The sequence below is a fragment of the Frankia gtarii genome (assembly GCF_025403375.1).
In the GTDB taxonomy this organism is placed as follows: Bacteria; Actinomycetota; Actinomycetes; order Frankiales; family Frankiaceae; genus Frankia; species Frankia gtarii.
In genome coordinates this window covers 1-21,221 of sequence record NZ_JAMPTM010000035.1, presented here as the reverse complement: position 1 = coordinate 21,221, position 21,221 = coordinate 1, and the positions used below count along the sequence as shown (strand labels likewise).

At 72.5% G+C, this 21,221-nt stretch carries 18 protein-coding genes and 2 pseudogenes; 9 read left to right on the top strand and 11 right to left on the bottom strand.

Annotated elements, in window-relative coordinates:
* Positions 1-24: 24 nt before the first annotated feature.
* The 3 genes from NBZ83_RS08215 to NBZ83_RS08205 all read right to left on the bottom strand — a co-directional run bounded on the left by NBZ83_RS08215 (position 25) and on the right by NBZ83_RS08205 (position 3,163).
* Complete coding sequence (locus NBZ83_RS08215) at positions 25-1,269, bottom strand: alpha/beta hydrolase family protein (protein ID WP_261574666.1); 1,245 nt, start codon at positions 1,267-1,269, stop codon at positions 25-27.
* Between the two features lie 138 nt (positions 1,270-1,407).
* Entirely contained in the window at positions 1,408-2,361 is a 954-nt protein-coding gene (locus NBZ83_RS08210; protein ID WP_261574665.1) for a class I SAM-dependent methyltransferase, read from the bottom strand.
* Positions 2,362-2,590: 229 nt separating this feature from the next.
* Entirely contained in the window at positions 2,591-3,163 is a 573-nt protein-coding gene (locus NBZ83_RS08205) for a TetR/AcrR family transcriptional regulator (protein ID WP_261566692.1), read from the bottom strand.
* A gap of 84 nt (positions 3,164-3,247) precedes the next feature.
* Between NBZ83_RS08205 and NBZ83_RS08200 the strand changes: the two genes are divergently transcribed.
* Positions 3,248-4,129: an SDR family oxidoreductase gene (locus NBZ83_RS08200; protein WP_261574664.1), complete on the top strand. Its 882-nt coding sequence runs from the start codon at positions 3,248-3,250 to the stop codon at positions 4,127-4,129.
* A 129-nt stretch (positions 4,130-4,258) separates the two neighbouring features.
* Here the strand turns inward: NBZ83_RS08200 and NBZ83_RS08195 are convergent, their stop codons facing one another.
* Together NBZ83_RS08195 and NBZ83_RS08190 are read right to left on the bottom strand one after the other, a co-directional pair.
* Positions 4,259-5,116 (bottom strand): MerR family transcriptional regulator, encoded by an 858-nt coding sequence (locus NBZ83_RS08195; RefSeq protein ID WP_261566690.1) that lies wholly within the window; start codon positions 5,114-5,116, stop codon positions 4,259-4,261.
* A gap of 37 nt (positions 5,117-5,153) precedes the next feature.
* Positions 5,154-5,948 (bottom strand): 2-phosphosulfolactate phosphatase, encoded by a 795-nt coding sequence (locus tag NBZ83_RS08190; RefSeq protein ID WP_261566689.1) that lies wholly within the window; start codon positions 5,946-5,948, stop codon positions 5,154-5,156.
* A gap of 161 nt (positions 5,949-6,109) precedes the next feature.
* Here NBZ83_RS08190 and NBZ83_RS08185 point away from each other — a divergent pair, with 161 nt between their 5' ends.
* Both NBZ83_RS08185 and NBZ83_RS08180 read left to right on the top strand, forming a co-directional pair.
* Positions 6,110-6,688 carry an RNA polymerase sigma factor gene (locus NBZ83_RS08185; RefSeq protein ID WP_261566688.1) on the top strand — a complete coding sequence of 193 codons (579 nt, stop codon included), beginning with the start codon at positions 6,110-6,112 and terminating at the stop codon, positions 6,686-6,688.
* Complete coding sequence (locus NBZ83_RS08180) at positions 6,685-7,449, top strand: hypothetical protein (protein ID WP_261574663.1); 765 nt, start codon at positions 6,685-6,687, stop codon at positions 7,447-7,449. The genes NBZ83_RS08185 and NBZ83_RS08180 overlap by 4 nt, the downstream gene beginning before the upstream one ends.
* Positions 7,450-7,594: 145 nt before the next feature.
* Here NBZ83_RS08180 and NBZ83_RS08175 read toward each other — a convergent pair whose 3' ends face one another.
* Entirely contained in the window at positions 7,595-8,521 is a 927-nt protein-coding gene (locus NBZ83_RS08175; protein ID WP_261574662.1) for a TIGR03564 family F420-dependent LLM class oxidoreductase, read from the bottom strand.
* Positions 8,522-8,660: 139 nt separating this feature from the next.
* Between NBZ83_RS08175 and NBZ83_RS08170 the strand changes: the two genes are divergently transcribed.
* Both NBZ83_RS08170 and NBZ83_RS08165 read left to right on the top strand, forming a co-directional pair.
* On the top strand, positions 8,661-9,245 hold the full coding sequence (locus NBZ83_RS08170; protein ID WP_261574661.1) for a TetR/AcrR family transcriptional regulator: 585 nt from the start codon (positions 8,661-8,663) through the stop codon (positions 9,243-9,245).
* A gap of 138 nt (positions 9,246-9,383) precedes the next feature.
* Complete coding sequence (locus tag NBZ83_RS08165) at positions 9,384-10,655, top strand: MFS transporter (protein ID WP_261574659.1); 1,272 nt, start codon at positions 9,384-9,386, stop codon at positions 10,653-10,655.
* 236 nt (positions 10,656-10,891) lie between these two features.
* On the opposite strand, the gene NBZ83_RS08160 is transcribed toward NBZ83_RS08165, so the two are convergent.
* Together NBZ83_RS08160 and NBZ83_RS08155 are read right to left on the bottom strand one after the other, a co-directional pair.
* Positions 10,892-11,350, bottom strand: coding sequence for a hypothetical protein (locus tag NBZ83_RS08160; protein WP_261566683.1), 459 nt, complete (start codon positions 11,348-11,350; stop codon positions 10,892-10,894).
* 302 nt (positions 11,351-11,652) lie between these two features.
* On the bottom strand, positions 11,653-12,234 hold the full coding sequence (locus NBZ83_RS08155; protein WP_261566682.1) for a hypothetical protein: 582 nt from the start codon (positions 12,232-12,234) through the stop codon (positions 11,653-11,655).
* Between the two features lie 274 nt (positions 12,235-12,508).
* Here NBZ83_RS08155 and NBZ83_RS08150 point away from each other — a divergent pair, with 274 nt between their 5' ends.
* Positions 12,509-13,057: a GrpB family protein gene (locus tag NBZ83_RS08150; RefSeq protein ID WP_261574657.1), complete on the top strand. Its 549-nt coding sequence runs from the start codon at positions 12,509-12,511 to the stop codon at positions 13,055-13,057.
* A gap of 362 nt (positions 13,058-13,419) precedes the next feature.
* Here the strand turns inward: NBZ83_RS08150 and NBZ83_RS33730 are convergent.
* Positions 13,420-14,286, bottom strand: a pseudogene (locus tag NBZ83_RS33730) (DMT family transporter); the annotation flags it as partial.
* Positions 14,287-14,338: 52 nt separating this feature from the next.
* Positions 14,339-15,262, bottom strand: coding sequence for a recombinase family protein (locus NBZ83_RS08135; protein ID WP_261566680.1), 924 nt, complete (start codon positions 15,260-15,262; stop codon positions 14,339-14,341).
* 460 nt (positions 15,263-15,722) lie between these two features.
* Between NBZ83_RS08135 and NBZ83_RS08130 the strand changes: the two genes are divergently transcribed.
* A complete protein-coding gene (locus tag NBZ83_RS08130; protein WP_261566679.1) occupies positions 15,723-16,457 on the top strand; it encodes a dienelactone hydrolase family protein in 735 nt (244 codons plus the stop codon).
* 59 nt (positions 16,458-16,516) lie between these two features.
* On the opposite strand, the gene NBZ83_RS08125 is transcribed toward NBZ83_RS08130, so the two are convergent.
* Positions 16,517-19,654, bottom strand: coding sequence for a Tn3 family transposase (locus NBZ83_RS08125; RefSeq protein WP_261574656.1), 3,138 nt, complete (start codon positions 19,652-19,654; stop codon positions 16,517-16,519).
* 348 nt (positions 19,655-20,002) lie between these two features.
* Here NBZ83_RS08125 and NBZ83_RS08120 point away from each other — a divergent pair, with 348 nt between their 5' ends.
* Entirely contained in the window at positions 20,003-20,575 is a 573-nt protein-coding gene (locus NBZ83_RS08120) for an RNA polymerase sigma factor (RefSeq protein WP_261566677.1), read from the top strand.
* Positions 20,575-21,221 (top strand): annotated as a pseudogene (locus NBZ83_RS08115) (hypothetical protein); the annotation flags it as partial. The gene NBZ83_RS08120 and the pseudogene NBZ83_RS08115, both read left to right, overlap by 1 nt.

Here is a 21,221-nt window from a genome sequence, read left to right as displayed (position 1 = left end):
TCGCCGAACGCTACGCGCGGCTGGTCAGCGGCCGACGACGCGGACCTGCGGGTAGGCCCGGCTCGGCCCGTCGAGCAGTGGCTGGGCGCGCCCGCACAGCCAGCGTTTGACGAACGCCCCGACATAGGCGCGGGTGATCGCCAACGCCTGCCGGCCGGTCAGCGCCGGTGCCGGTGCCTGCACGGTGGCGGGCAGCGGGATCTGGTCGGCGAGGACGGGATCGTCGGTGAAGCTGAAATGGTCGGCGCCGTCGACGTCGAGCCACAGCCGCGGCGGGCCCAGCCGCGCCCACGCCTGCACCCAGCTCGGATCGTCGTCCGCCGTCGCGGGGCCGCCGGTGCCGGGGTGGTCTGCCGTCGCGCCGAGCAGCAGGAACGCCCGCCCGCCGAAACCGCCGGCGCCGACCGGTTCGCCGAGGGTGCCGTCCAGGTCGACCCCGGCACGCACCCGGCGGTCGTGCAGCAGCAGCGACGCCGCCGCCGACCCGCCGAGGGAATGCCCGACCGCCGCGACGCGGGTGGCGTCGATGACCGCCGCGCCGCGCCACGCCGGGTGCGGCCCGGTGAGGCGGTCCAGGACGAAGGACAGGTCGGTGGCGCGCCCGCGGCTGGCGGCGCGGAAGTCGGCGTCGGTGCGCAGCCGATCGCAGGCCACGCAGGTCAGCATCCGCCCGCCGGGAAACGCGGTGCCGACCGACTCGTAGGCGTGGTCGACGGTCGCGGTGACCAGGCCGCGGCTGGCGAGGTCCTCGGCGAGCCCGGTCAGCGAGCGGCGCCCCACCCCCAGGCCCGGGGACAGCAGCACCAGCGGCCGGCGTCCGGGCAGCGGGCGCGCCCCGACCCGGCTGGCGATCACGGTGTCGGCGAGCGCCTGCACGGGCAGGGCGTCGGCGAGGCCCAGCGCGGCCAGGTAAAGGCGGATCTCCTCCGGTGTGGCGTAACGCGCCGGGGTGCCGGTGGCGGCCCGCGCCGGATAGTAGATGTCGACCATCAGCTCCCGCGCGACGCCGGGCACCCACGGGTCGCGCCGATGACGGTCGACCAGGTGCAGGGTGTCCCGGCCGACCGCGAAGGGCCCGGTGGGCCGGGGCAGCGAGACCGCCACCCCCGCCGCCACCCCCGCCGACACCGACGCCGACACCGATGCCGATGCCGATGTCGACGCCGGTGGCGATGCCGGTGGGGGTGGCGCCGCTTCGGCGCTGCGGGCACCGGCGACGGGGAGCAGGAGGATCGCCGCGGCGAGAGACACCGTGCGCAGGGTTGCCATCACTGCTCGCACTCTAAGTGCCGCAATGGTCGCCGAACGTGCACCTCGGGTAGTCCGCCAGCCGACACCCCACCGCCGCGCCCACCGCCCCCGGCCGGCGGACCCCGTGCAGGTCAGAGCCACGCGCGCCGCGCACAGCTAGCCGGGTGCGCGGCCCCAGGCGACGGCGGTGGCGAAGGAGAGATCGAAGAACGCCGGGTCCGCGAGGCAGTCCAGGGCGTCGTCGAGGGTGTCGTCGTCGGCCAGGTTCAGCTCGCGGATGTGGGGACGCAGGCGGGTCAGGGTCAGCGCCCAGCACTGGGCGGAGGCGCCCGCGCCACCCGTGGTCGGCAGGTGCACGCTCAGCCCGACGTCGACCAGGCCGCGGGTCTGCAGGGGGGCGGGGAACCCGCGCGCCCAGGTGGAGTCCGTGCCGATGGTCTTCGCCAGCACCTCGCCGATGCTCCGCATGGCCTGGCGGAACGCCGGGTGGGGCGAGGAGTCCAGGGGGAATTCGACGATCGACTCGACGACGAGGACGCCGGCGGGTTTCAACCAGCCCCGCAGACGGTCCAGGACGTGCTCCCGGTCGGGGAGATGTTCCAGGACGAAGCGGGCGTGGATGAGGTCGAACGGCCCGCCGGGGGGTGCGGGGTCGCGGGTGACGTCGTGACGCAGGACCGTCAGGTGCGGGCCGGCGAGGCCATCGAGGTGGCGGGTGTCGACGTCGGTGGCGACCACATGGCCGGCCCGGGCCGTGTCGGAGGTGTCGGCCGTGTCGGCCGTGTCGGCCGTGTCGGAGGTGTCGGCCGTGTCGGCCGTGTCGGCCGTGTCGGAGGTGTCGGCCGTGTCGGCCGTGTCGGCCGTGTCGGAGGTGGTGGAGGTGGCGTCGGTGACGCGGTCGGCGAGCCAGGCCGCGATCGACCCCCCGCCGGCGCCGACCTCCAGGCATCGCCAGCCGGCGCCGACGCCGCGTTCACCGAGGACGCGGATCGTCGTCGGATCGCAGACCGCCGCCATGGCAGCCAGTCGGGCGCGTTCGGTGTCGGTCGGACCGCCGAGCACGCCGTCGGCGTAGCGGCGGCTGCGCCGCGGGGGCGCGGTGTCGGTCATCGCCGCGCTCCGGCACGGGTGTGCGCGGCGGGGCGGGTGTCGGCGGGCCGTGGATGCCCGCTCAGGCCGTCCAGGTCGAGTGCAGTCACGCCCGAAACTCTGTCGCAACCGTGGGCATCCTCGCCAGGAAAAGTCCGGAGTCCCCGGCCTGGCTCTCCCGCGCCGACCGCCGCGGCCTGGTCCAACGCATTTCTGGCTTCCGCTTCCGGTGGAGCCCACCGGTTCGGTGTCACCCGAGTTCGGTGACCGTGGTGCGCAGCCGATCCAGGGCGGTGCGCACCAGGTCCCCCAGCTCCTGCCGGTTGTCCGCCGCGACCCACGCGGCATACGCCTCCTTGAACGCCAGCACGCCCAGCTCGGCCGCCAGGGTGGCCACCAGGTCCGGCACGCCACGGGCACGCAACGCACCTGCCATGGCCGCGGCGAGGCCGACCTGTTTGAGCGCGTCGCGTTCCTGGAGTTCGGTGCTGGTCGCGATGACGGCGTGCAGCCGGGGCCCGAGCTCGCGGTTGAACGGCGTCATCGCCCCGGCCGCGCGCTCCAGCCCGGCGGCGACCGCGGTCAGGGGGGTGGCATCCGCGGGGGCCGCGGAGATGCCGTCGGCGAACAGCCGCGACAGGATCTCCTGGCCGGCCGCCAGCACCTCCCGCTTGTCGGGGAAGTACCGGAAGAACGTGCTCCTGGTCAGGCCGGCGCGTTCGGTGATCTCGGCGACGGAGGTGTTGTCGTAGCCCTGCTCGGAGAACAGGTGTAGCGCGGCGGTGACCAGCCGCTCGCGCGCGTCTGGTTCCCATCGGGGCATCACCCGATTGTACTGATGGGACTGGTGTCCCATCACTTTGCTACGGTGATGGGACACCAGTCCCATCACGGGTAGGAGTTCGTCATGCGCGTCTTCGTCACCGGTGCCAGCGGCGGGATCGGCTCCGCGGTCGTCCCCGACCTGCTCGCCGCGGGCCACGAGGTCCTCGGCCTGGCACGCTCCGACGCCTCGGCGCGGGCCATCACCGCCGCCGGCGCCGCCGTGCTGCGCGGCGACCTCGACGACCTCGACAGCCTGCGCGCCGGGGCCGCCGAGTCCGACGGGGTCATCCACCTCGCCTTCACCAACGACTTCACCGACTTCGCGAACTCGGTCGCCGCCGAGACCCGCACCGTCGAGACCTTCGGCGCCGCGCTCGAGGGCAGCGGCAAGGCGCTGGTCATCGCCTCCGGCACACCCGCCGTACCCGGACGCCCCGCGACCGAACACGACCCGGCGCCGACCGACGGGCCGATCGGCGGGCGCGGCCGCAACGCCCAGACAGTCCTCGACCTGGCCGCCAGGGACATCCGCTCCGCGGTTGTCCGCCTCCCTCGGTCGGTCCACGCCCGAGGCGGACCGTATGGCTTCGCCTCGCTGCTCATCGGGGCGGCCCGGCACACCGGCGTCGCCGGCTACGTCGGTGACGGCACCCAGCGCTGGCCCGCCGTGCACCGCCTCGACGCCGCCCGGCTCTTCCGGCTTACCCTGGAAAACGCCGTTCCCGGCACGGTGGTTCACGCCGTCGCCGACGAGGGCGACACGATGCGGGCCCTCACCGAGGTCATCGGCCGCCAACTCGGCCTGCCCACGGCGGCCGTCCCGGCGGAGACCTTCGGATTCCTCGGCGGCGTCTTCGGCGTCGACCAGCCCGCCTCGAGCGCGCTGACCCGGGAACGATTCGGCTGGCAGCCCACCCAGCCGAGCCTGCTCGACGACCTCGAAGCCGGGAACTACCCGGCCTGAGACCATCAAGGCGGCCGGCACACCGGCCCGGACTCGGGTCAGCGAAGGCCGCCCGAGGCGGGCGGGTGCCTGCCTCCTCCCACGCCGCACCTGGGGTGACGGTGTCGACACGGATGGTCGACGGGAGGGTCAGGGCGTCGTGATCGGCTCCTGGAGTTCGGTCACCCACAGCTCAGGGGCGTCCGGGGGGCAGGACAGGTAGAGCTCGCGGGCGTAGCCGACGGCGCGGTGGCCGTGGGCGTCGATCCAGCGGGCCAGGGTCTGGCCGGTGGCGACGATCTCGTTCACGGACCCGCGGTGCAGGAGGGTGGCCGCGGCGGGGATCGCCGGGAGGTCGACGATCGTGACGTCGTGGCCGGCGTCGGGTTCGGCCGCGACCGGCAGCGCGGCATGAACACAGATCATGGCGTCGGTCTGGGCGGCGTCACCATGGGCGGTGTCAGCCTGGAGGGTGCCGGTGTAGTAGGCGAGGGCGGAGCCGGTCGGGGTCAGGTCGGCGCGGGCGAGCCGGTCGATCAGGTCGGCGAACAGGGGCGCGAGGACCGGGGCGATGTCCTCGGGGGCGTAGCTGGCGGCGGTGGCGACCAGCTCCGCGACGCGCACGGCGGCGACGGGCTTGATCACAACACTGTCGGTGGGCATGTGTCCCTCGTTCTCGATGGCGCGGAGCCTCGCCTGCACCCGGGCCAGCCGGGCGGTGTCGGCCGCGATCGTCGCCGCGAGTTCGGCTCGGCGCAGCCTCAGCATGCCGCGTAGCTCGTCGCCGCTGACCTGCTCGTCGACGAGGGCGCGCACCTGCGCGAGAGTGAAACCGAGGTCCTTCAGGGCGATGATCCGGTTGAGTCGGGCGAGCTGGCCGGCGTCGTAGAAGCGGTAGCCGCTGGCCGGGTCGACCCGGGCGGGGCGCAGCAGGCCGATCGCGTCGTAGTGGCGCAGCATCCGGACCGACACGAGCCCGCGGCGGGCGAAGTCTCCGATGGTGAACATGGTGCCTACCGGTCTACGACCTGCCACGGTGTCACGGTCAACCGACTCGGGGGCGTAGAGCGGTGAACGCGCCGCCGTGCAGCACGGGCACGACCGCGTCGGCGTCGAGCTGGGCGGCGGCGGCGACGTCGTCATCCCAGCCCAGGTCCAGCAGCTCCCGCCCGGAGACCGATGCGCGCAGGTCGTCGTGCAGGTCGGGTTCGGCCGCGCGGAAGGCGGCCGCCGCGGTGCGGGCCTCCGGGGAGATCTGCGCCCGAGGCAGGGCGCCGGCGTCGACGGCACGGGCGATGATCGCGCCAGCGCCGAGGAGGTCCTCGACAGCAGGGCGCAGCGGACCGGCGTGCGCGCGTCCCGACGGGTCGGGCCACCGCTCCCCCGCGGCGATCACCGCGACGGCCCGGCCGGCGGCGACCTCGCCGGCGAGCAGCGTGCCCACCGTGGCGGCGTTACGCAGGCAGCCGGCGATCAGGGTCGCGCCGAAGTCGGCCGCCACGGCCGACAGGGTGGCGCCGTTGGGTGAGGGCAGCACGAGCCGGGTGCCGGCAGGGATGGCGGCGAGGTCGGTGGGCGACAGCGACCAGGGCGTGCTCGGATCGGCGCGCCGGCCGGCGAGAACCGCCCCGTGCCGTGCGGCGAACCGCGCGGCGGCGGTGGCGTCGTGCCAGCGGAACGGCAGTACCTGCGCGCCGCGGGTGGCGGCGACGCTGACCGCGGTGGTGAACCGCAGCACGTCGACGATCACGACGGTGTCGCTGACCGGCGCGAGCACAGCCAGGTCCTCACCGCCCCACCCGAACCGGACCCGAAACGGCCGCTGCTCGGCATCCCCCACCGCAAAGCACCCCTGTCCGTCTCCACGCGTATCGCCGGCAGCCGGCGCCATCCGGTGGCGTTGCGTTCGCGGTGGCGTCGTGTCTACGACCCCATAGTGAAAGGTCTCGGTCGTTGGCGGACCAATACAGCGAGAACAGCCCACCGACCCTTGGGATCTCGATGTCACGTGCCATCCGACGCGGGGATGCGGATCAGCTGACGTTCCGTGCCCTGTTCGACGCGCATCACGACGCGGTCCGCGCGTACGCGGCGCGCCGGGTTCCTGCCGACGACGTCGACGATGTCGTCGCCGAGGCGTTCGTCGCGGTGTGGCGTCGATGCGCGCACCGACCGTCGCACGACGAGCTGAGCTGGGTGCTGGGGATGGCGCGGGGCGCGGTGGCGAACCGCCGCCGGTCGAGGAGACGCTGGGAGGCGCTGCGGGTCCGTCTGGCGATGCAGCCCCGCGACCTCGGCGGCGACGGCGAGGTGTCTCAGCGGGTCCTGACGGTCCGGGCCGCGATGGCGGCCCTGCGGGAACGTGATCGTGAGGTGCTGATGCTCGTCGTGTGGGACGAGCTGACCCATGCGCAGGCGGCGGCGGTCCTCGGCTGCTCGGTGGGGGCGGTCGGGGTGCGGCTGCATCGTGCGCGCGTCCGGTTGAGAACGCAGCTCGACCACGCCGTCGTCGGTGTCGAGAGAGCTCAGGGGTTCGGAGGCGTGGTCGAAGGACACCGACGGCAGGGAGCCGAACGATGACGCGTCGTGGGGAGAACGCGGCCGACCTTGAGGTTGATCGCCTCGTTCGGGAGGCGGATCCGGTGCTGGCCGGGGTGCGGGCGTCGACGCTGAGCGCAGGCGCCGTCCTCGCCCGTGCCGGGACGTCCCCGCACCGCGGGCGTCGCGGGACGCCGCTGGTGCTGGCCGGTCTCGCCGTCGCGGCGGCCGCGACGGCCGCGTTCGCGGTCGCGACCGCCGACTCGACGCCGGTGAGCCGCGTGGGCCAGGTCGTGTGCGCCGCGGGGTTGGATGACGAGACGACCACGGGAGCCAACGCCGACGGTCACAGCCCCGCGGCGCTCTGCGCGGAGCTGTGGAAGGCCGGGCAGGTGGCTGCGGGCCGGACCACCGTGCCGCCGCTGCAGGCGTGCGTGGTCCACGGCGGCGCCTGGGTGTATCCGGCTGCCGACGCGTGCGCCCGGTTGGGGCTTCCCACCGCCGAGCCCTACACGGAACTGGACCGGCAGATGATCGCTGTGCGCCGCGACCTGCTGAACCTGGAGGGGGCGGACGGGTGCCACCCGCCAGGTGAGGTGGCGGCCGCCGTGCGCATCGTCCTGCGCCGGCATGCGTTGGCGTGGCCGGTGGTGTCGGCGGCCGGGGTCACGGCGGCGACCTGCGTCGTTCCCCAGGTGCCGCGTGATCAGAACGTCGTACTGATCAGCACACCGGGCACGGGGCCCGCACCTGCGCCGGATCCTGGCGGAATGCTGACGGACCGACCGGCAGCCGCCCGGTAGAGCACCGTCAGGAGAGCATGCGAGATGGCCATGCGGGATGGCCATGCGGGATGGCCATGCGGGATGGCCATGCGGACAAGCAGGGGTGGCGGTCTGTACGCACCGGGTGCAGGTCGTGCGGTCCGCGTCGGTGGACGGCGGGTGCTCACCTCGCCGGGATGTGGGTGCAGCGGGCGAGCTCGGCGAGGACGGCGGTGGTGCGGGCCTGCTCGTCGGTGCTGCCCACGGGGGAGGCGAGCAGGTCGGTGACACCGGCGTCGGCGAGTCGGCGCAGCTGCCGGGCGACGCTGTCCTCGTCGCCGACGACGGCGACATCGCCGGGCCCGGCGGCGCCCTCGCGGTCGAGCATCGCCCGGTATTCCGGCATCTGGCCGGCGAGGGCGAACCGACCCGCGACCCGTTCCCGGGCGGCGGCCTCGTCGTTCGTCACGCACACCAGGAACCCGGCGACGACCCGTGGCGTGGCCCGCCCGCCCGCCGCGGCGGCGGTGATCGTGGGGACGATGTGGTCGGCGAGTGTCCTGGGGCCGGTCATCCAGGTGATGGTGCCCTCCGCGCACTGCCCGGCCACGCGCAGCATCGCCGGGGCGAGGGCGGCGAGCAGCACCGGTGGCGGCTTCACGCCCGCCACGTCCACCGCTCCCACCGCGGTGAGCGTCTCGCCGTGGTGGGTGACGGTCTGTCCCCGCAGCAGGGGACGCAACACCGACAGGTACTCGCGCATGCGCCGGGCGGGCCGGTCGGCGGGCAGGCCGAACATGGACTGGACCATCATGGCGATGCCGGCGCCGATCCCGAGGGTGAACCGGTCGCCGACCGCCGCCTGCACGCTGAGCGCCTGGCTCGCCAGCACCAGGGGGTGGCGTTGGGCCACCGGCACCACCGCCGTGCCCACGCCGATGCCCGGCACCTGCGCACCGGCGACGGCCAGGACGGTCAGCGCGTCCCAGCCGAGGGCCTGCGCCGACCAGGCGGTGGTGAAGCCCGCGTCGGCGGCGGTCTGGACCTGACCGATGACCTCCGCCAGGGTCGCCGGCCCCCGCACGTCACCCACAGCGATTCCGATGTCCATCTGTGTCCTTGCTTCGAGGAGTTGCCCGCCGCGGGACCCGCTGGCCCCCGGCCCGCCGGAGTGGAGAGATTCTCCGCTTATGTCGAGGCTAGGATATGGAGAACCTCTCCGCTTAACAACGTCAGGGGGCGAGATCGCGATGACGACGGCCGGGGGCCGCCCGCCGCGGCGCCTGCGCGCCGATGCCCGCGACAACCGCGACCAGCTGCTCGCCGCGGCCAGGGCCGAGTTCACCGAACAGGGCACCCACGCCTCCCTGAACAAGATCGCCCAACGGGCGGGTGTCGGAGCCGGCACGCTCTACCGGCACTTCCCCACGCTGGCGGCCCTGCTGGCCGCACTCATCGGTGACGACGTCGACGCGCTGTGCGCCACCGGACGCGACCTGATGACCCATCCCGATCCCGACGAGGCACTCGCCGTCTGGCTACACGCCGTCGCCGTGCACGCCACCGCGATGCGTGGACTGGTCGCCACCCAGATGGCCGCCCTCCGCGACCGGCGCACCGCCGGCGCGCTGGCCGCCTGCCACGATGCGATCCGCGCCGCCGGGGTGGCCCTGCTCGACCGCGCCCACCATCACGGCAGCGCCCCCGCCCACGTCGACATCGCCGACCTGCTGACCCTCGTCAACGCCGCCGCCTGGGCCAGCGAACAGGCCCCCGACGACGCCGCCCTGCTCGCCCGCCTGCTCGCCCTGATCACCGCCGGCCTGCGCGCGTGACGGCAACGGGCGCCGGCTGCCTCGCCGACGGGTCGGGAGCGCCACAAAGATGCCTCCGCCCCGACCCCGAGTCGACGGTCACACTTGGCTCGTCGGATTTCGCTGCGAAGCCAACCCGATTGCCCGACGATGGGCCTGGTGACCAGCGCACCGACGGATAGTTCGTCCACCGAGCCGGACCTCACCGGCGGCGAGGGCGGCGAGAGCCGCGAGGTCGGCGGCGAGGACTGGTTCTCGCCCGGGGTGCGGGGCATCGGCACCGCGAGTTTCCTCGCCGATGTGGGCCACGAGATCCCCACCGCGCTGCTGCCCTCCCTGCTGACCAGCACACTCGGCGCGTCCGCAATGGCGCTCGGGGCGATCGAGGGAATCTCCGACGCCCTCGCCGGCGCCGGCCGGTTCACCGGCGGCGCCCTCGCCGACGACCCCGCCCGGCGTCGGCGGATCGCGGTCGGCGGCTACACCACCACCGCCGTCCTCGGCGCCGCGACCGCCGCCACCACCGCCGTCTGGCAGGTCGGGCTCCTGCGCGCCGCCGCCTGGACCGCCCGTGGCCTGCGCGTTCCCGCCCGCAACGCCCTGCTCGCCGACATCGTCCCCGCCCACGCCTACGGACGGGCCTACGGCTTCGAACGGATGATGGACAACCTCGGCGCCATCGTCGGCCCGCTGCTCGCCCTCGGCCTCGTCGCCTGGCTTGACGTCACCTGGGCCATCAGCCTGTCGGTGATCCCCGGGCTGCTCGCCGCCGCCGCCATCGTCTACGCCATCCGCCACACCACCCGCCCCGCGGCCCGGGACAAGGCCGTCCTGCGCGTGCAGGTCCGGCCTCTGCTGCGCGGCGAGCTGGGACGCCTGCTGGCCGCGGTGGCCGCGTTCGAGACCGGTAACGTCGCCGCCACGCTGTTGATCCTGCGCGCCACCGACCTGCTCACCCCCGCCCACGGCCAGCACAGCGCCACCACCCTGGCCCTGGGCCTCTACGTCGCCTACAACATCGCCGCCACCGCGGCCTCGATCCCCGCCGGCACCCTCGCCGACCGACTCGGCAGCCGCGGACCCGTGGTCATCCTCACCGCCGGGGTCACCGCCTTCACCGCCGCCTACGCGCTGCTCGCCACCCACGCCACCGCGGTGCTGCTGCTCGCCGTCCCGTTCCTGCTCGCCGGTATCGGGATCGGTGCCGTCGAGACCGCCCAGCACACCGCCGTCGCCGCCCTCGCCCCCACCGAGCTACGCGGCTCCGCATTCGGCCTGCTCGCCACCGTCCAGTCCCTCGGCAACCTCGCCGCCAGCCTCGTCGCCGGAATCCTCTGGACCGTCGCCTCACCCACGATCGCGTTCGGCTACCTCACCGCCTGGATGCTGCTCGCCCTCACCGGCCTGCTCGCCAGCACCATCCGCCACTGACAGCAGCCCCACACCGGTCACCGCCGGCGACCGGCCAACGCGGCGGGGCGAGCCCCGACTCCGTCCGGGACCACCGGTGCCCAAACCCGGCGCCTTCCCCCGGCGATCGAGTGAGGTGACGGACAGGGGTAATCATCACACATGTGCCCCGGTTGCATACCGTCACGGACGCGGCCCCCACCGCCTTGCTTCACCAACGGTGACAGCGATAGCGATACCGACGGCAGTGAGCCGCCCTAACGCCAGCCGCCGTTCCAGCCGCCGCTCTGCCGACCGCTATTCCAGCCACCGCCCTGCTGGCCGCCGCCTTCTGGAGCGCCGGGCGGCTGGGCCTGCGCCGCAGTATTTGCCAGGATGATCGCGAAAACTGCGAATACCATTACTCCAAGACTCAACACTTTCCTCACAAGAGCCACTGCCTCTCCTTTCGTTGTCGTGATGTTGTTCCCGACCGCCTTCCAAAAAAAATGGTTTAACCCGCCATGAAATTTATTGCGACGTTGGGTTTGAAACAGGGTCCGCTCGGCTCCACCGGGTTTGCTGTGAATGTAAGAAATAGGCGGCTTCCTGGTACGACATGTCCTTCTGGTGGGGGTGTTGGCCGCGGCGTTTGCTCCGATGGGGCTCCCGGCACCACCGCTCCGCAGCCCCGAAATGCTCGGAAAATTAGATATCCGCAGGATGTCGCCGTCCATGCGGGGATTTTCTTGTCAGTCGGCGAGGCGGCTGGCGAACGGGGTAGCCATGCGGCGGCGTGGACCGCGAACGGGCTCGGTGCCGTCGGGGCGAGGGCGCCCGGGGAGGCGACGGGAACGATCTCCGGCCTGAGCGCGGAACAACGATCGCCTGTCGACAAGATCGCCGATGTCGACGTCCGAAGATGTCTGCGCTGATGTCTGCACTCGTGTGCACATGAGCCTCGGACCGGACGGCCAGGGTCACCACCCGGCTCGACCTGAGCCCAGTCGACGCCGGACACCCTCGGCCCCATGATCTGCTACCGCCGGTCCCGCGGACCGCCCGCGTCGAGAACGCGACGCGCCAGGAACCACCGCAGCGGCGGGATGCGCAGGGGGCGCACCCAGAAGAGTTCCATCGTGCCGGGCACGGCTACCACCCCGCCCCAGCGCCGGCTTCCGACGAACCAGACCGTCGCACCATCGCAGGCTTCGAGCGCGCCCCACCGCCAGATGACCGACACCGGGGACACCACGGCCTCAAACGGCCCGCGCGGCTCGACGGCGGCCGGCCCGACCTGTTCGGAGTCACTCGGCGGGTCCGGTGGCCACAGGACCAGTGTCGGCTGGCCGTTGCCGCCGCCCACCGCTGCGAACCTGCACGGCCGCACCGTCCACGGGTTGCGCGCCAGGAGGAACCGCATCCGCGCCACGTGGACGAGCGCGACCAGGCCGCCGGCAACCATCAGCGCGCCGAACGCGAACGGCGCGATCGCCTGGTCCCCATTACCGATCAGGCCTATCGGGAACGCCACCGCCAGCAGAAGCACGCCGATGCCGGCCGTCCCCCAGGCTCGGCGATGCCGAATCCGCAACGCGTGGGCGGTCTCCGGCTCCGACAAAGCGCCACCAACAGGACGATGTGCACGCAACATACCCGAACCCTAGAGGCGCTCCAGCGGCGGCGTGATGCACTGAATCGACATCAGCCACGTCCCGCTGGGGTGCACCCTGGAATCGCCCGTACGCGGCAACCTGCGCATCCGTCGGAAAATTCAGCGCCGACGCCCTCGGCTACCACCCGACCACCACCCGACCACCACCCGACCACCACCTGATGGCACCGCGCCAACGCCGGCGGAAGCTGGAGTCACTACGCCCCGGGAGGCCACGCGCATGTCCGCTGACCAGACCGTTCACATTGTCACGTACGACCCGGCGTGGCTCGCCCAGTTCGCTGAGCAGCAGGACCGGCTCCGCACCGTCCTGGCCCCGTGGTTGGCCGGCACGATCGAACACATCGGGTCCACCGCGGTTGCCGGCCTGCCCGCCAAGCCTGTCATCGACCTTCTCGCCCCCGTGCGGTCGTTCGACGAGGCCCGCAGCGCGATACCGGCGCTGGAAGCAGACGGATGGCTGTTCTGGCCGGATGATCCATGCCGACGCTACCGGCTGTGGTTCCTGCGTCCGCGACCCGACGCCCGCACCCACCATCTGCACGTGGTCGAGCACGGCCACCCCCATGCCACGGCGCTGCTCGCGTTCCGGGACGCGCTGCGCGCCGACCCCGGGCTGCGCCAGGACTATGCGGATCTGAAGAAGCACCTCGCCGGCGAGCACCACGACAACCGCAACGCCTACACCAACGCCAAGAACGACTTCGTCGACCAGGTCCTGCGCGGCAACGGGATCCAGCCGCTGCCACGCGACCTCCTGCCCGAGTAGAACCCTGCCCTGCCCGTCACCACGAGTGAGAGCAAGCCGCGCCTGAGCGCCGAACCCGCGACACTCGAAACAGGACCATCACCGCGTCCCGGCAGAGGAGCCCCGCATCATGAAGTGGCATGGGATCGGCCTGGCCCTGTTCTCCCTCACCGTGTTACCCGCGGGACTGGTCATGGCCGCCGACCGGGTGCCCCGCCGCCTGCGCGCCCGGCTGGCGCCGATACGCCTGCGAGGCTGGACCCTGCTTCTGATCTACTCCGCAGCGCCCCTCAACGCGATCCCTCCCCTGGCCGTACGCCTCCCCCACCGTGACTGTCGTCTGCACCGCAACCGGCAGCCTCCTGTGCCTCGGCGGCAGCCTGCTACTGGGCATCGTCACCCACCGACACCAGAGCCGCACCATCGACAGACCCCGGTCGGCTGGTTGACCGCCCGGTGCGAGGTACGCAGGAGCCGGAACGTGACCGGATGCCGGCGGGGGTCTCGCCCAGCCCCAGGGCGAGACCGCAGACCACGACCGCGATGCCAGCCCAGACAGCCGGGGCGGGTACCGCGCCGGTCACTGGCACGCTGATCGTGGCGGCGGCCACGGGGGCGATGCCCGTGAGCAGCCCGGCGCGACCCGCGCCGATCCTGCGCACGCACGTGTACCAGAGGAGGAACGCCACCGCGGTGACGGCTACCGCGAGGTAGCCGATCGCCAGCGCGTCGGCGACGTGGAGACGGGTGAGCGCCCGCCAGCCTTCGGTGGTGACGCCCAGGACCGCGAAGACCGCCGCCGCGAGCCAGGTGACGTGCACGGACACGCCATGCGGCCCATGCCGGCCGAGCACGGGAACGGCCAGCAGGGTGAAGCCGGCCTCGGAGGCGAACGTGACCAGCGCCCAGAGCAGGCCCAGGGCGTCGCCGCGTCCGACGCCCTGCACGAGCGCGGCGCCGGCGGTGACGACGCCAGCCGCGGCGACCACCCGTGCCCGAGGCCGGCGGTGCTCCAGCAGCGGTCCGACCACGGCCGTCACGATCGGCACGCAGGCCACCGCGACGCCGAGCACCGCCGGCTCCGCGTGCCGCGAGCCATGGACGAGCGCCACATTGAAGATCATTAACCCGCTCGCGGACACGCCGAGCAGCCACAGCCACTCGGCGCCCCGCGGCCGGTACAGCGGCCGGCCGCTGTACCGGGCGAAGCCGATCAGCAGGCTGCACCCCACCGTGTAGCGCAGCGCCTGAGCCGTGTACGGCTCCGGGGATCAATCGAACCGTGGTTATCGGCGAGATTGATCATGGTCTAGGGGTGTCGGTGGCCGTGATGCGGGTGGCGTAGACCCGGTGTGCCTTGCGTTCGGCCGGGCCGGCGGACTCGGTGGCGAGGGCGGCGCTCTGTTGCAGCGCGGCGCGGTGGAGTTCGAGTGGGGCCGCGAGGCGGACCGTGTGGCCCTGGCCGCGGCGGATGGTCCGCCCGGCGCTGATTGCCTGGCGGACGGCGGCGTCGCCGGCGGTGCGCAGGTGGTCGGCGAGCAGGCCGGGCAGGTCGAGGACGATCTCCGGGCTCGGTGCGGGTACCTGGTGCGGCTCGTTGGCGTCGACTGGGAGCGTGTCGAGCTCGTCGGGCAGTTCGCGGGCGCTGGCGGCGTCCAGGATGCGGCGGATGGTCTTGGGGGCGACCCGGTGCCGGCGGGCGAGGGCCTTGACGGCGGCGCCGTTGCGGTATGCCTCCACCACGGCGGCGGCCTGGTCCGCGTCGAGGGCGGCGGGTCGGCCGAGGGTCTTGCCGGAGGCTTCGGCGGCCGCGACGCCCTCACGGGTGTTCTCGCTGATCATGTCGCGCTGGAACTCCAGCACGGCGGCGAGGACGGAGACCATCATCTTGGTGCCGGGATCGTCGCTGGCGAGGTCGATGCCGGACAGCAGACCGGACTCGACGCGCAGGTGCAGGCCGCGGCGGATGAGCACGGGGCGCAGGGCGAGGATGTCGGCGACGGAGCGGAAGAGCCGGGCGGCGTCGGCGATGCGGATGGTGTCGCCGACGGCGGCTTCGTGCAGCAGCTTGGTGAAGCCGGTGCGGTGAAGGAAGAGCTGGCGGCTGGAGGTGGCGGGGTCGTCGTAGGCGGGGGCGCCGGCGGCCAGCAGCGCGGCCAGGGCGTGGCGCTGGCGGGCGTCAGTCTGCTTGTCGGTGGAGTGGCGCAGGTAGATCCGGTCAACCATTCACGGGCCTTCCCGGGGTGGCCGGGCGGCTCCCGGCGGGCGTCCGCAGCCCATCCTAGGGGCGAAATAGGGAGGCGTAATCCTCGACCGGATCCGATTGGATCGGCGGGCCGTTTCCGCTGGTGGACGGCGCACGCGGATCGGATCCGCCCGTGGGGGCGTAATCGACCGATTTTGCCCCCACGGACGGATTGGCTCGCGCTGGGATCGCGTGACGGCCGTTACGCTCTGCTCCTGGTCAGGTTGTCGCACCGGATGGCCAGGGGGTGTGGGCTATGTTGTGGGGATGATTACCGGGACGGCATCGCGCCACGCACGGATTGGTGACCCGGTGCTCTTCTGAGCGCCGTACGGGCCGGTGCGGGCCCGCTGCTCGATCGAGGATCTTGCGTTGCTGTGCGGGCTCCGCCTCTGTCGTGTTGATCGCAGGTTCGACGCATCAACCACGACAGGAGGATTCATGCCCCTCAAGACGCTGCAGATTCCCACCGCGGATGGTCAGGCCGACGCCTTCGCCGCCTTCCCCAACGACGGCGAGCGGCACCCGGGGGTGCTGATGTACGCGGACGGCTTCGGCATCCGGCCCGTGCTGCGGGAGTTGGCCCGCGAACTGGCCGGGCACGGGTACTACGTGCTGGTCCCCAACCTCTTCTACCGGCACGGCCCGGCACCGGTGATCGAACTTCCCGAGCACATCGGAGAAGAGATCCGACCCCAGGTCATGGCCCAGCTGATGCCTTTGATCCAGGCGCACACCGCCGAACGTGTCCTGAGCGACGCCGACGCCTACCTCAGGTTCCTCACCGCCCAGCCCGAGGTCGGCGCGGGTCCGGTCGCGGTGACCGGCTACTGCATAGGCGGCCTCCTGGCGATGCGCACCGCCGCGGCCCACCCCGGCCAGGTGGCCGCCGTCGCTGGATTCCACGGCCCCGTGCATGCCGACGGGCCCGACCTCCTCTCCAAGCTCACCGCCCAGGTCCACCTCGGCCATGCCGAAAGCGACATCACACCCGAGGCCCTCACCGAGCTCAACCAGGCCCTGGATGCCGCAGGTGTCGGCTACACCTCCGAGATCTACCCCGGCACCATCCACGGCTTCACCATGTCCGACACTGACGCTTTCAGCGCTTCAGGGCTGAAACGCCACTGGGACCGCCTGCTCCCTCTCCTGGACCGCAGCCTGGCTAACAGCTGAGGCTCCGGCTCGGAAACCAGACCTGAAGTACACGGCTCCGGAGTTTCGGATCGGCGCGGTCAGTTCTCGGCCTCATCATCGTCATCCGACTCCGTCGGGTCGCGTAGGGGTCGAAGCGCCCCGCCGGTCGGGCCGGAGGCGCGGAAGCTGTAGCGGCCGAGCACGTTGAGGTTGGCATGCTTGAGCGGAGACAGCCGGGCCACGTCCTCGTCCAGGCCCTCGTGCTCGCGCCGCGCGGCGGGCAGCGTCCGTAGCTGCTCGACGGCCGCGTCCAGGTAGCGGGTGGTCCACAGCACCGTGGCGTTCAGCACGAGGCCAAGGGCGCCGAGCTGGTCCTCCTGGCCGTCGCGGTACGCCTGCATGATCTGCCCGCGCTTGCCGTGGCAGATGTCGCGGGCGAGCTTGTGCCTGGACTCCTGCACGGTGAGCTGGCGGTTCATCTGCCGCCGGTAGGTGTCGTCCACCGGGTCGACGACCCGCAGCAGGTGCAAGGTCTTGGCGATCCGCCCGTACTCGGCGAACGCGGTTCCCAGTGGCGTCGGGCGGCCTTCCCGGCCGAACATCCGCAGCAGGTCGTAGGCGCGGACCTGCCCCGTCACCAGGGAGCCGGCGACCCGCAGCATGTCCGGCCAGTGCGTGACCACCTTGCCCAGGTTGACCCGGTTACGGGCAAGCGGCTCCAGCGCGCCGTATTCGCCGCTCGGCACCCCGGGCAGCTCGGCGCGCCAGAACCGCTGGTCCGCCAGGTCGCGGAAGCGCGGAGAGAAGTTGTAGCCGAGCAGCGAGAACAGCCCGAACACCATGTCCGAATACGAGGCGTTGTCGGTGGCGACCATCTCCGGGCGCACCCCGCCGTCCAGGTTCAGCAGAGTGTCCAGGACGTGCAGCGAGTCGCGCGGGGTGCCCGGCACCACCATCTGCCCGATGCCCGCCACCTGGTCATTGACCGCGTTCAGCCAGGTAATACCCCTCTTGAAGTGGTAGTACTTAGGCGAAGGCCCGGCGCTGATCGTCCGCTTCGGCACCACGAACCGCAGCCCGTCGACCGAGGCCAGCAAACCCTCACCCCAGTGCGCGACGATCGGCACCCGCGACTGGGCCGCCACGAGCCGGGCGTTGGCCGCGGCGATCGTGTCCGCCCTCAAGTAGTACTGATCCACGTGCACCAGCCGGGCCCGGGTCAGCGCCTCGTCGTTCGCATCGATCACCGGGGTGTAGCCGATGTTGCACGCCTCGGCGACCAGCAGCGCCACCAGCGAGGTCTTCAACCGGTCCATGCGGGTGCGTCCATCGCCCAGGTGCACGAAGGCGTCCAGGAATCCGGTCCAGGAGTCCACCTCGAACAGCAGGTCCGGCAGGTCGATCCGAGGGAGCATCGCCGCGGTGGCCCTGCGCAGCCAGCCCAGCGACTTCGACTCGCCGAGCGCGCCAAGCCGGTCCACGTTCAGCTTCAGCCGGCCGTTCGGCTGGACCTCGAAGCTGAGCTTCGCATCCTGCCCGGCCTCCTCCAGCCGCTCAGCCATCAGCCGCCACGCCGCGTCCAACGCCCCGACCCGCTCGACCAGATGCTCGGCCACCGGCTGTTCAAGGCTCAGGCCGTGCAGCACGTCGGCCCGCACCGCCTCCCACTGCGGCCCGTCCAGCAGCCGTGCCCTGGGGTCAGACCAGCGGACCGAGGGGGAGGCGAAGACGTCCCGGCGGCCCAGCGCCCGGTAGAGCTGTTCCAGCACACACACCACATAGGCATCGCGGTCCACCGCCCCCGGCGGCAGCTCGGAGTTGGAAAACACCGCCTTCTTCCACACCGGCGGCACCAGCTTCTGGTCGATCTCCCGGGGCAGCAGCGGCTTCACCTTGCGCCGTGACAGCGCCGGCAGGCGCTTCACAGCCTCCAGCACCCGCCGCCCGCCGGAGGCCGCCGCCAGCGCGCTCGACTCGCCGAGCAGGGACAGGAACGGGCGCACCGTGTTGTAGCGGCCGGCCAACTGGCGGCGCATCTCCGCTTCGGACTCCTCGTCGCCCGGCGGCAGCAGCTCGTCCAGCAGCCGGGCGGCAGCCTCGACCTCCTCCCGCGAGGCCACCTCCTCTTCCAGCGCCCGGAACATCGCCGCCGCGTCCAAGTCGGCGCCCGCCTCGGCGACCAGGTCCAACTGTTTGCTCCACAGCTGGAAGGCCGCCCACACGGTCCGCGACGCCTTCGCCAGCCGCGGCCGGGCCGCCAGCCAGTCCCTGTCCGTGGCCCGCCTTGCCACGCTGATCAGCTTCACCTGCATCAGCAGCGCGAACACGTCGAGCGCGTCGTCGATCGCGGAGGCTTCCAGGTGCCGCATCACCGCGGTCAGCAGCGCGGTGCGCCGTGGCTCCGGCATGCGATCCAGGATCGGCGCCTTCGATCCCAGCCCGACCCGGACCAGCGTCGCCAGCCGGTTCGCCGGCACCTTGTCCAGCTTCACCCGGCCCAGCCGGAACGCGGAGATCTCCTCCACCCGCTCCAGCGCCTTCGCCATGCTGGTGCCCGTTGTCCGCGTCGGCGGCCTGCGAAGCCGCTCCAGCTCCGAGACCCGCCGCCCCGGCGGCACCCCGAGCAGCGCCACCAGATCCGCTGGCAGCGCGCCATCCGCCCGCCGAGCGGCGTTCGCCACCGTGGCATGCAGCCGCTTCTCCGCGACCGAGCGCACCGCCGCGACCTGCTTGGCCAGCACCGAGACACCCGGCAGCAGCACCCGGTGGCGCCGCAGCCAGCCCACCGCCTGGTTGAACAGCGCGACCGGCCCCTCGGCGTGCGTCCACGCGCGCCCATGCAGGAACGAGCGGAGCTTCCGGCCCCACTCCGCGTCCTCGAACTGGTGGTAGCCGTAGGCGTCCCGGATCTCCCAAGCATGGTCGTACACCGTCTGCCGGCGCTCGGTGTACCGCTTCACGCACGACGCATCGTCGATCCCCAGCTGGGCGGCCAGGTGCTCAACCACCGACGAGGGCACATCCAACGGATCGTCCACCAGAAACCGGCCCACATACCGCACGGTGCACATCTGCACCGCGAAGCCGAGCTGGTGATGCCGCGTCCGCCGCAGCGCGATCAGGTCCCGGTCCACGTCGTCCAGGAAGAAGAACCGCTCCATCTCAGGACGGGTAGGCACTTCCCTGAACTTCCCGTACCCCTCGGCCTGCTCATCAGTTAAGAACTCAACCGGCACGCGGCGCAGGGTAGCCGGGGGGCTGACTCCGGATCACTAAGGCATCCATCGGACCCCTGCGCGGAAGGCGTGCACCGTGATGCCAGCCTCCACCTTCATGATCAATCTCACCGATAACCACGGTTCGATTGATCCCCGGGGCCGTCCTCGGCCCAGCAGACCGGGCTGGCTCTGCGGATGCCCCGAGCGGACGGCCAGCTTGGCGTTGGCTTTTCGGCGGCTACTACCGGGACTCCCGAACGCAAAGGTGCCACCCGAAGCCATGATCAGGTAATGGTGGTGGTGAGGCTGTAACCGTGGAAGGCTGCCGGACCTATAAGGGGTGACACCCACGGAAGGACCGCCCCTGTGCCGGCCAGAACCGTCGAACAGCCGTTTGAAGAACTGTTCCGTACCCACCATCAGGCGGTCCTGCGGTTCGCCCGCCGCCGCCTCGGCGACGACACGGCGGCCTGGGACGTGGTGTCGGAGACCTTCCTGGCCGCGTGGCGGTCCCGGGACCGCCGGCCCCCGACGGCGCAGGAGGTCCTCCCCTGGCTGTATGGCATCGCCGGCAACGCCGTGCGCAACCAGCGGCGGGCCGGGGCCCGCGAAAGCCGGCTGGTGGCGCGGATGTCAGCGGCCGGAGCCGGCCCGGCGTCATCGGCGGTGACCGAGGACATCGCGGAGGAGAGCGGGCGGCGCGACGGCGCGCTGGCGGCGTTCGGGCAGCTGGGCGAGGACGACCGGGAACTGCTGCGGCTGGTCGCCTGGGAAGGTCTCGATCTCACCGGGCTGGCCGCCGCGCTGTTCATCACCCCGTCCACGGCGAAGGTGCGGCTGCATCGTGCCCGCCGGCGCCTGCAGGCCGCTTTGCGTGGCGTCGTCGAACCGGAGATCCCCGCTGTCCCGGCGCCCCGCCCGATCGAAGGAAGGTTCTGATGCGCGAGAGCACCGACGAGGCCAGCCGGGACATCGACGCGGTACGGGCCCTGCTCACCCACCTGGACCCGGCGCCCGAGGCCGCGCCCACCGAGGCGGACCGCCAGCGGGGCGAACGCCTGCTCGCCGCTGTCCAGAGCAGCCTCGATCATCCTGGCATCCCGCCTGTGCGCAGCAGCCGCAGGCGGCGTGGCCGGCGTGGGTCCCGGGCCCATGCGCTCGCGGTGGCTGTGGGGGTGGTCGCGGCGGTCACGGTGCTGCTCGTCGGGTTCACCGTCCTACGGCCCGGGGAGCCAGCCACGGCCGCGCCGCTGCTCCCGGCGCCCCTGCTGACGGTCACCTCCGGTGACCATGACGCGGCCACGCGGGCGCTGGCCCGGGCCGCGGCACAGCAGCGCACGGTGGCACCGGCCGGCACCGGCCCGGTGCTGTACACCCGCCGCCAGACCTACGGGTTGGACGTCGCCGTCGCCCGCCACCAGGCCACCACCGTGGCCCGCACCACGATCGTCGACATGTGGCGGCGCGCCGACGGCTCTCGGCACATCGCCCGCCACCTCCAGTACGTCAACCGCGTCGGGGCAGACGTCGGCGGCCCGCGGCCCGCTGACATCGGCAGCGGCCAGACCGAGTTTCCCCCCAGCCC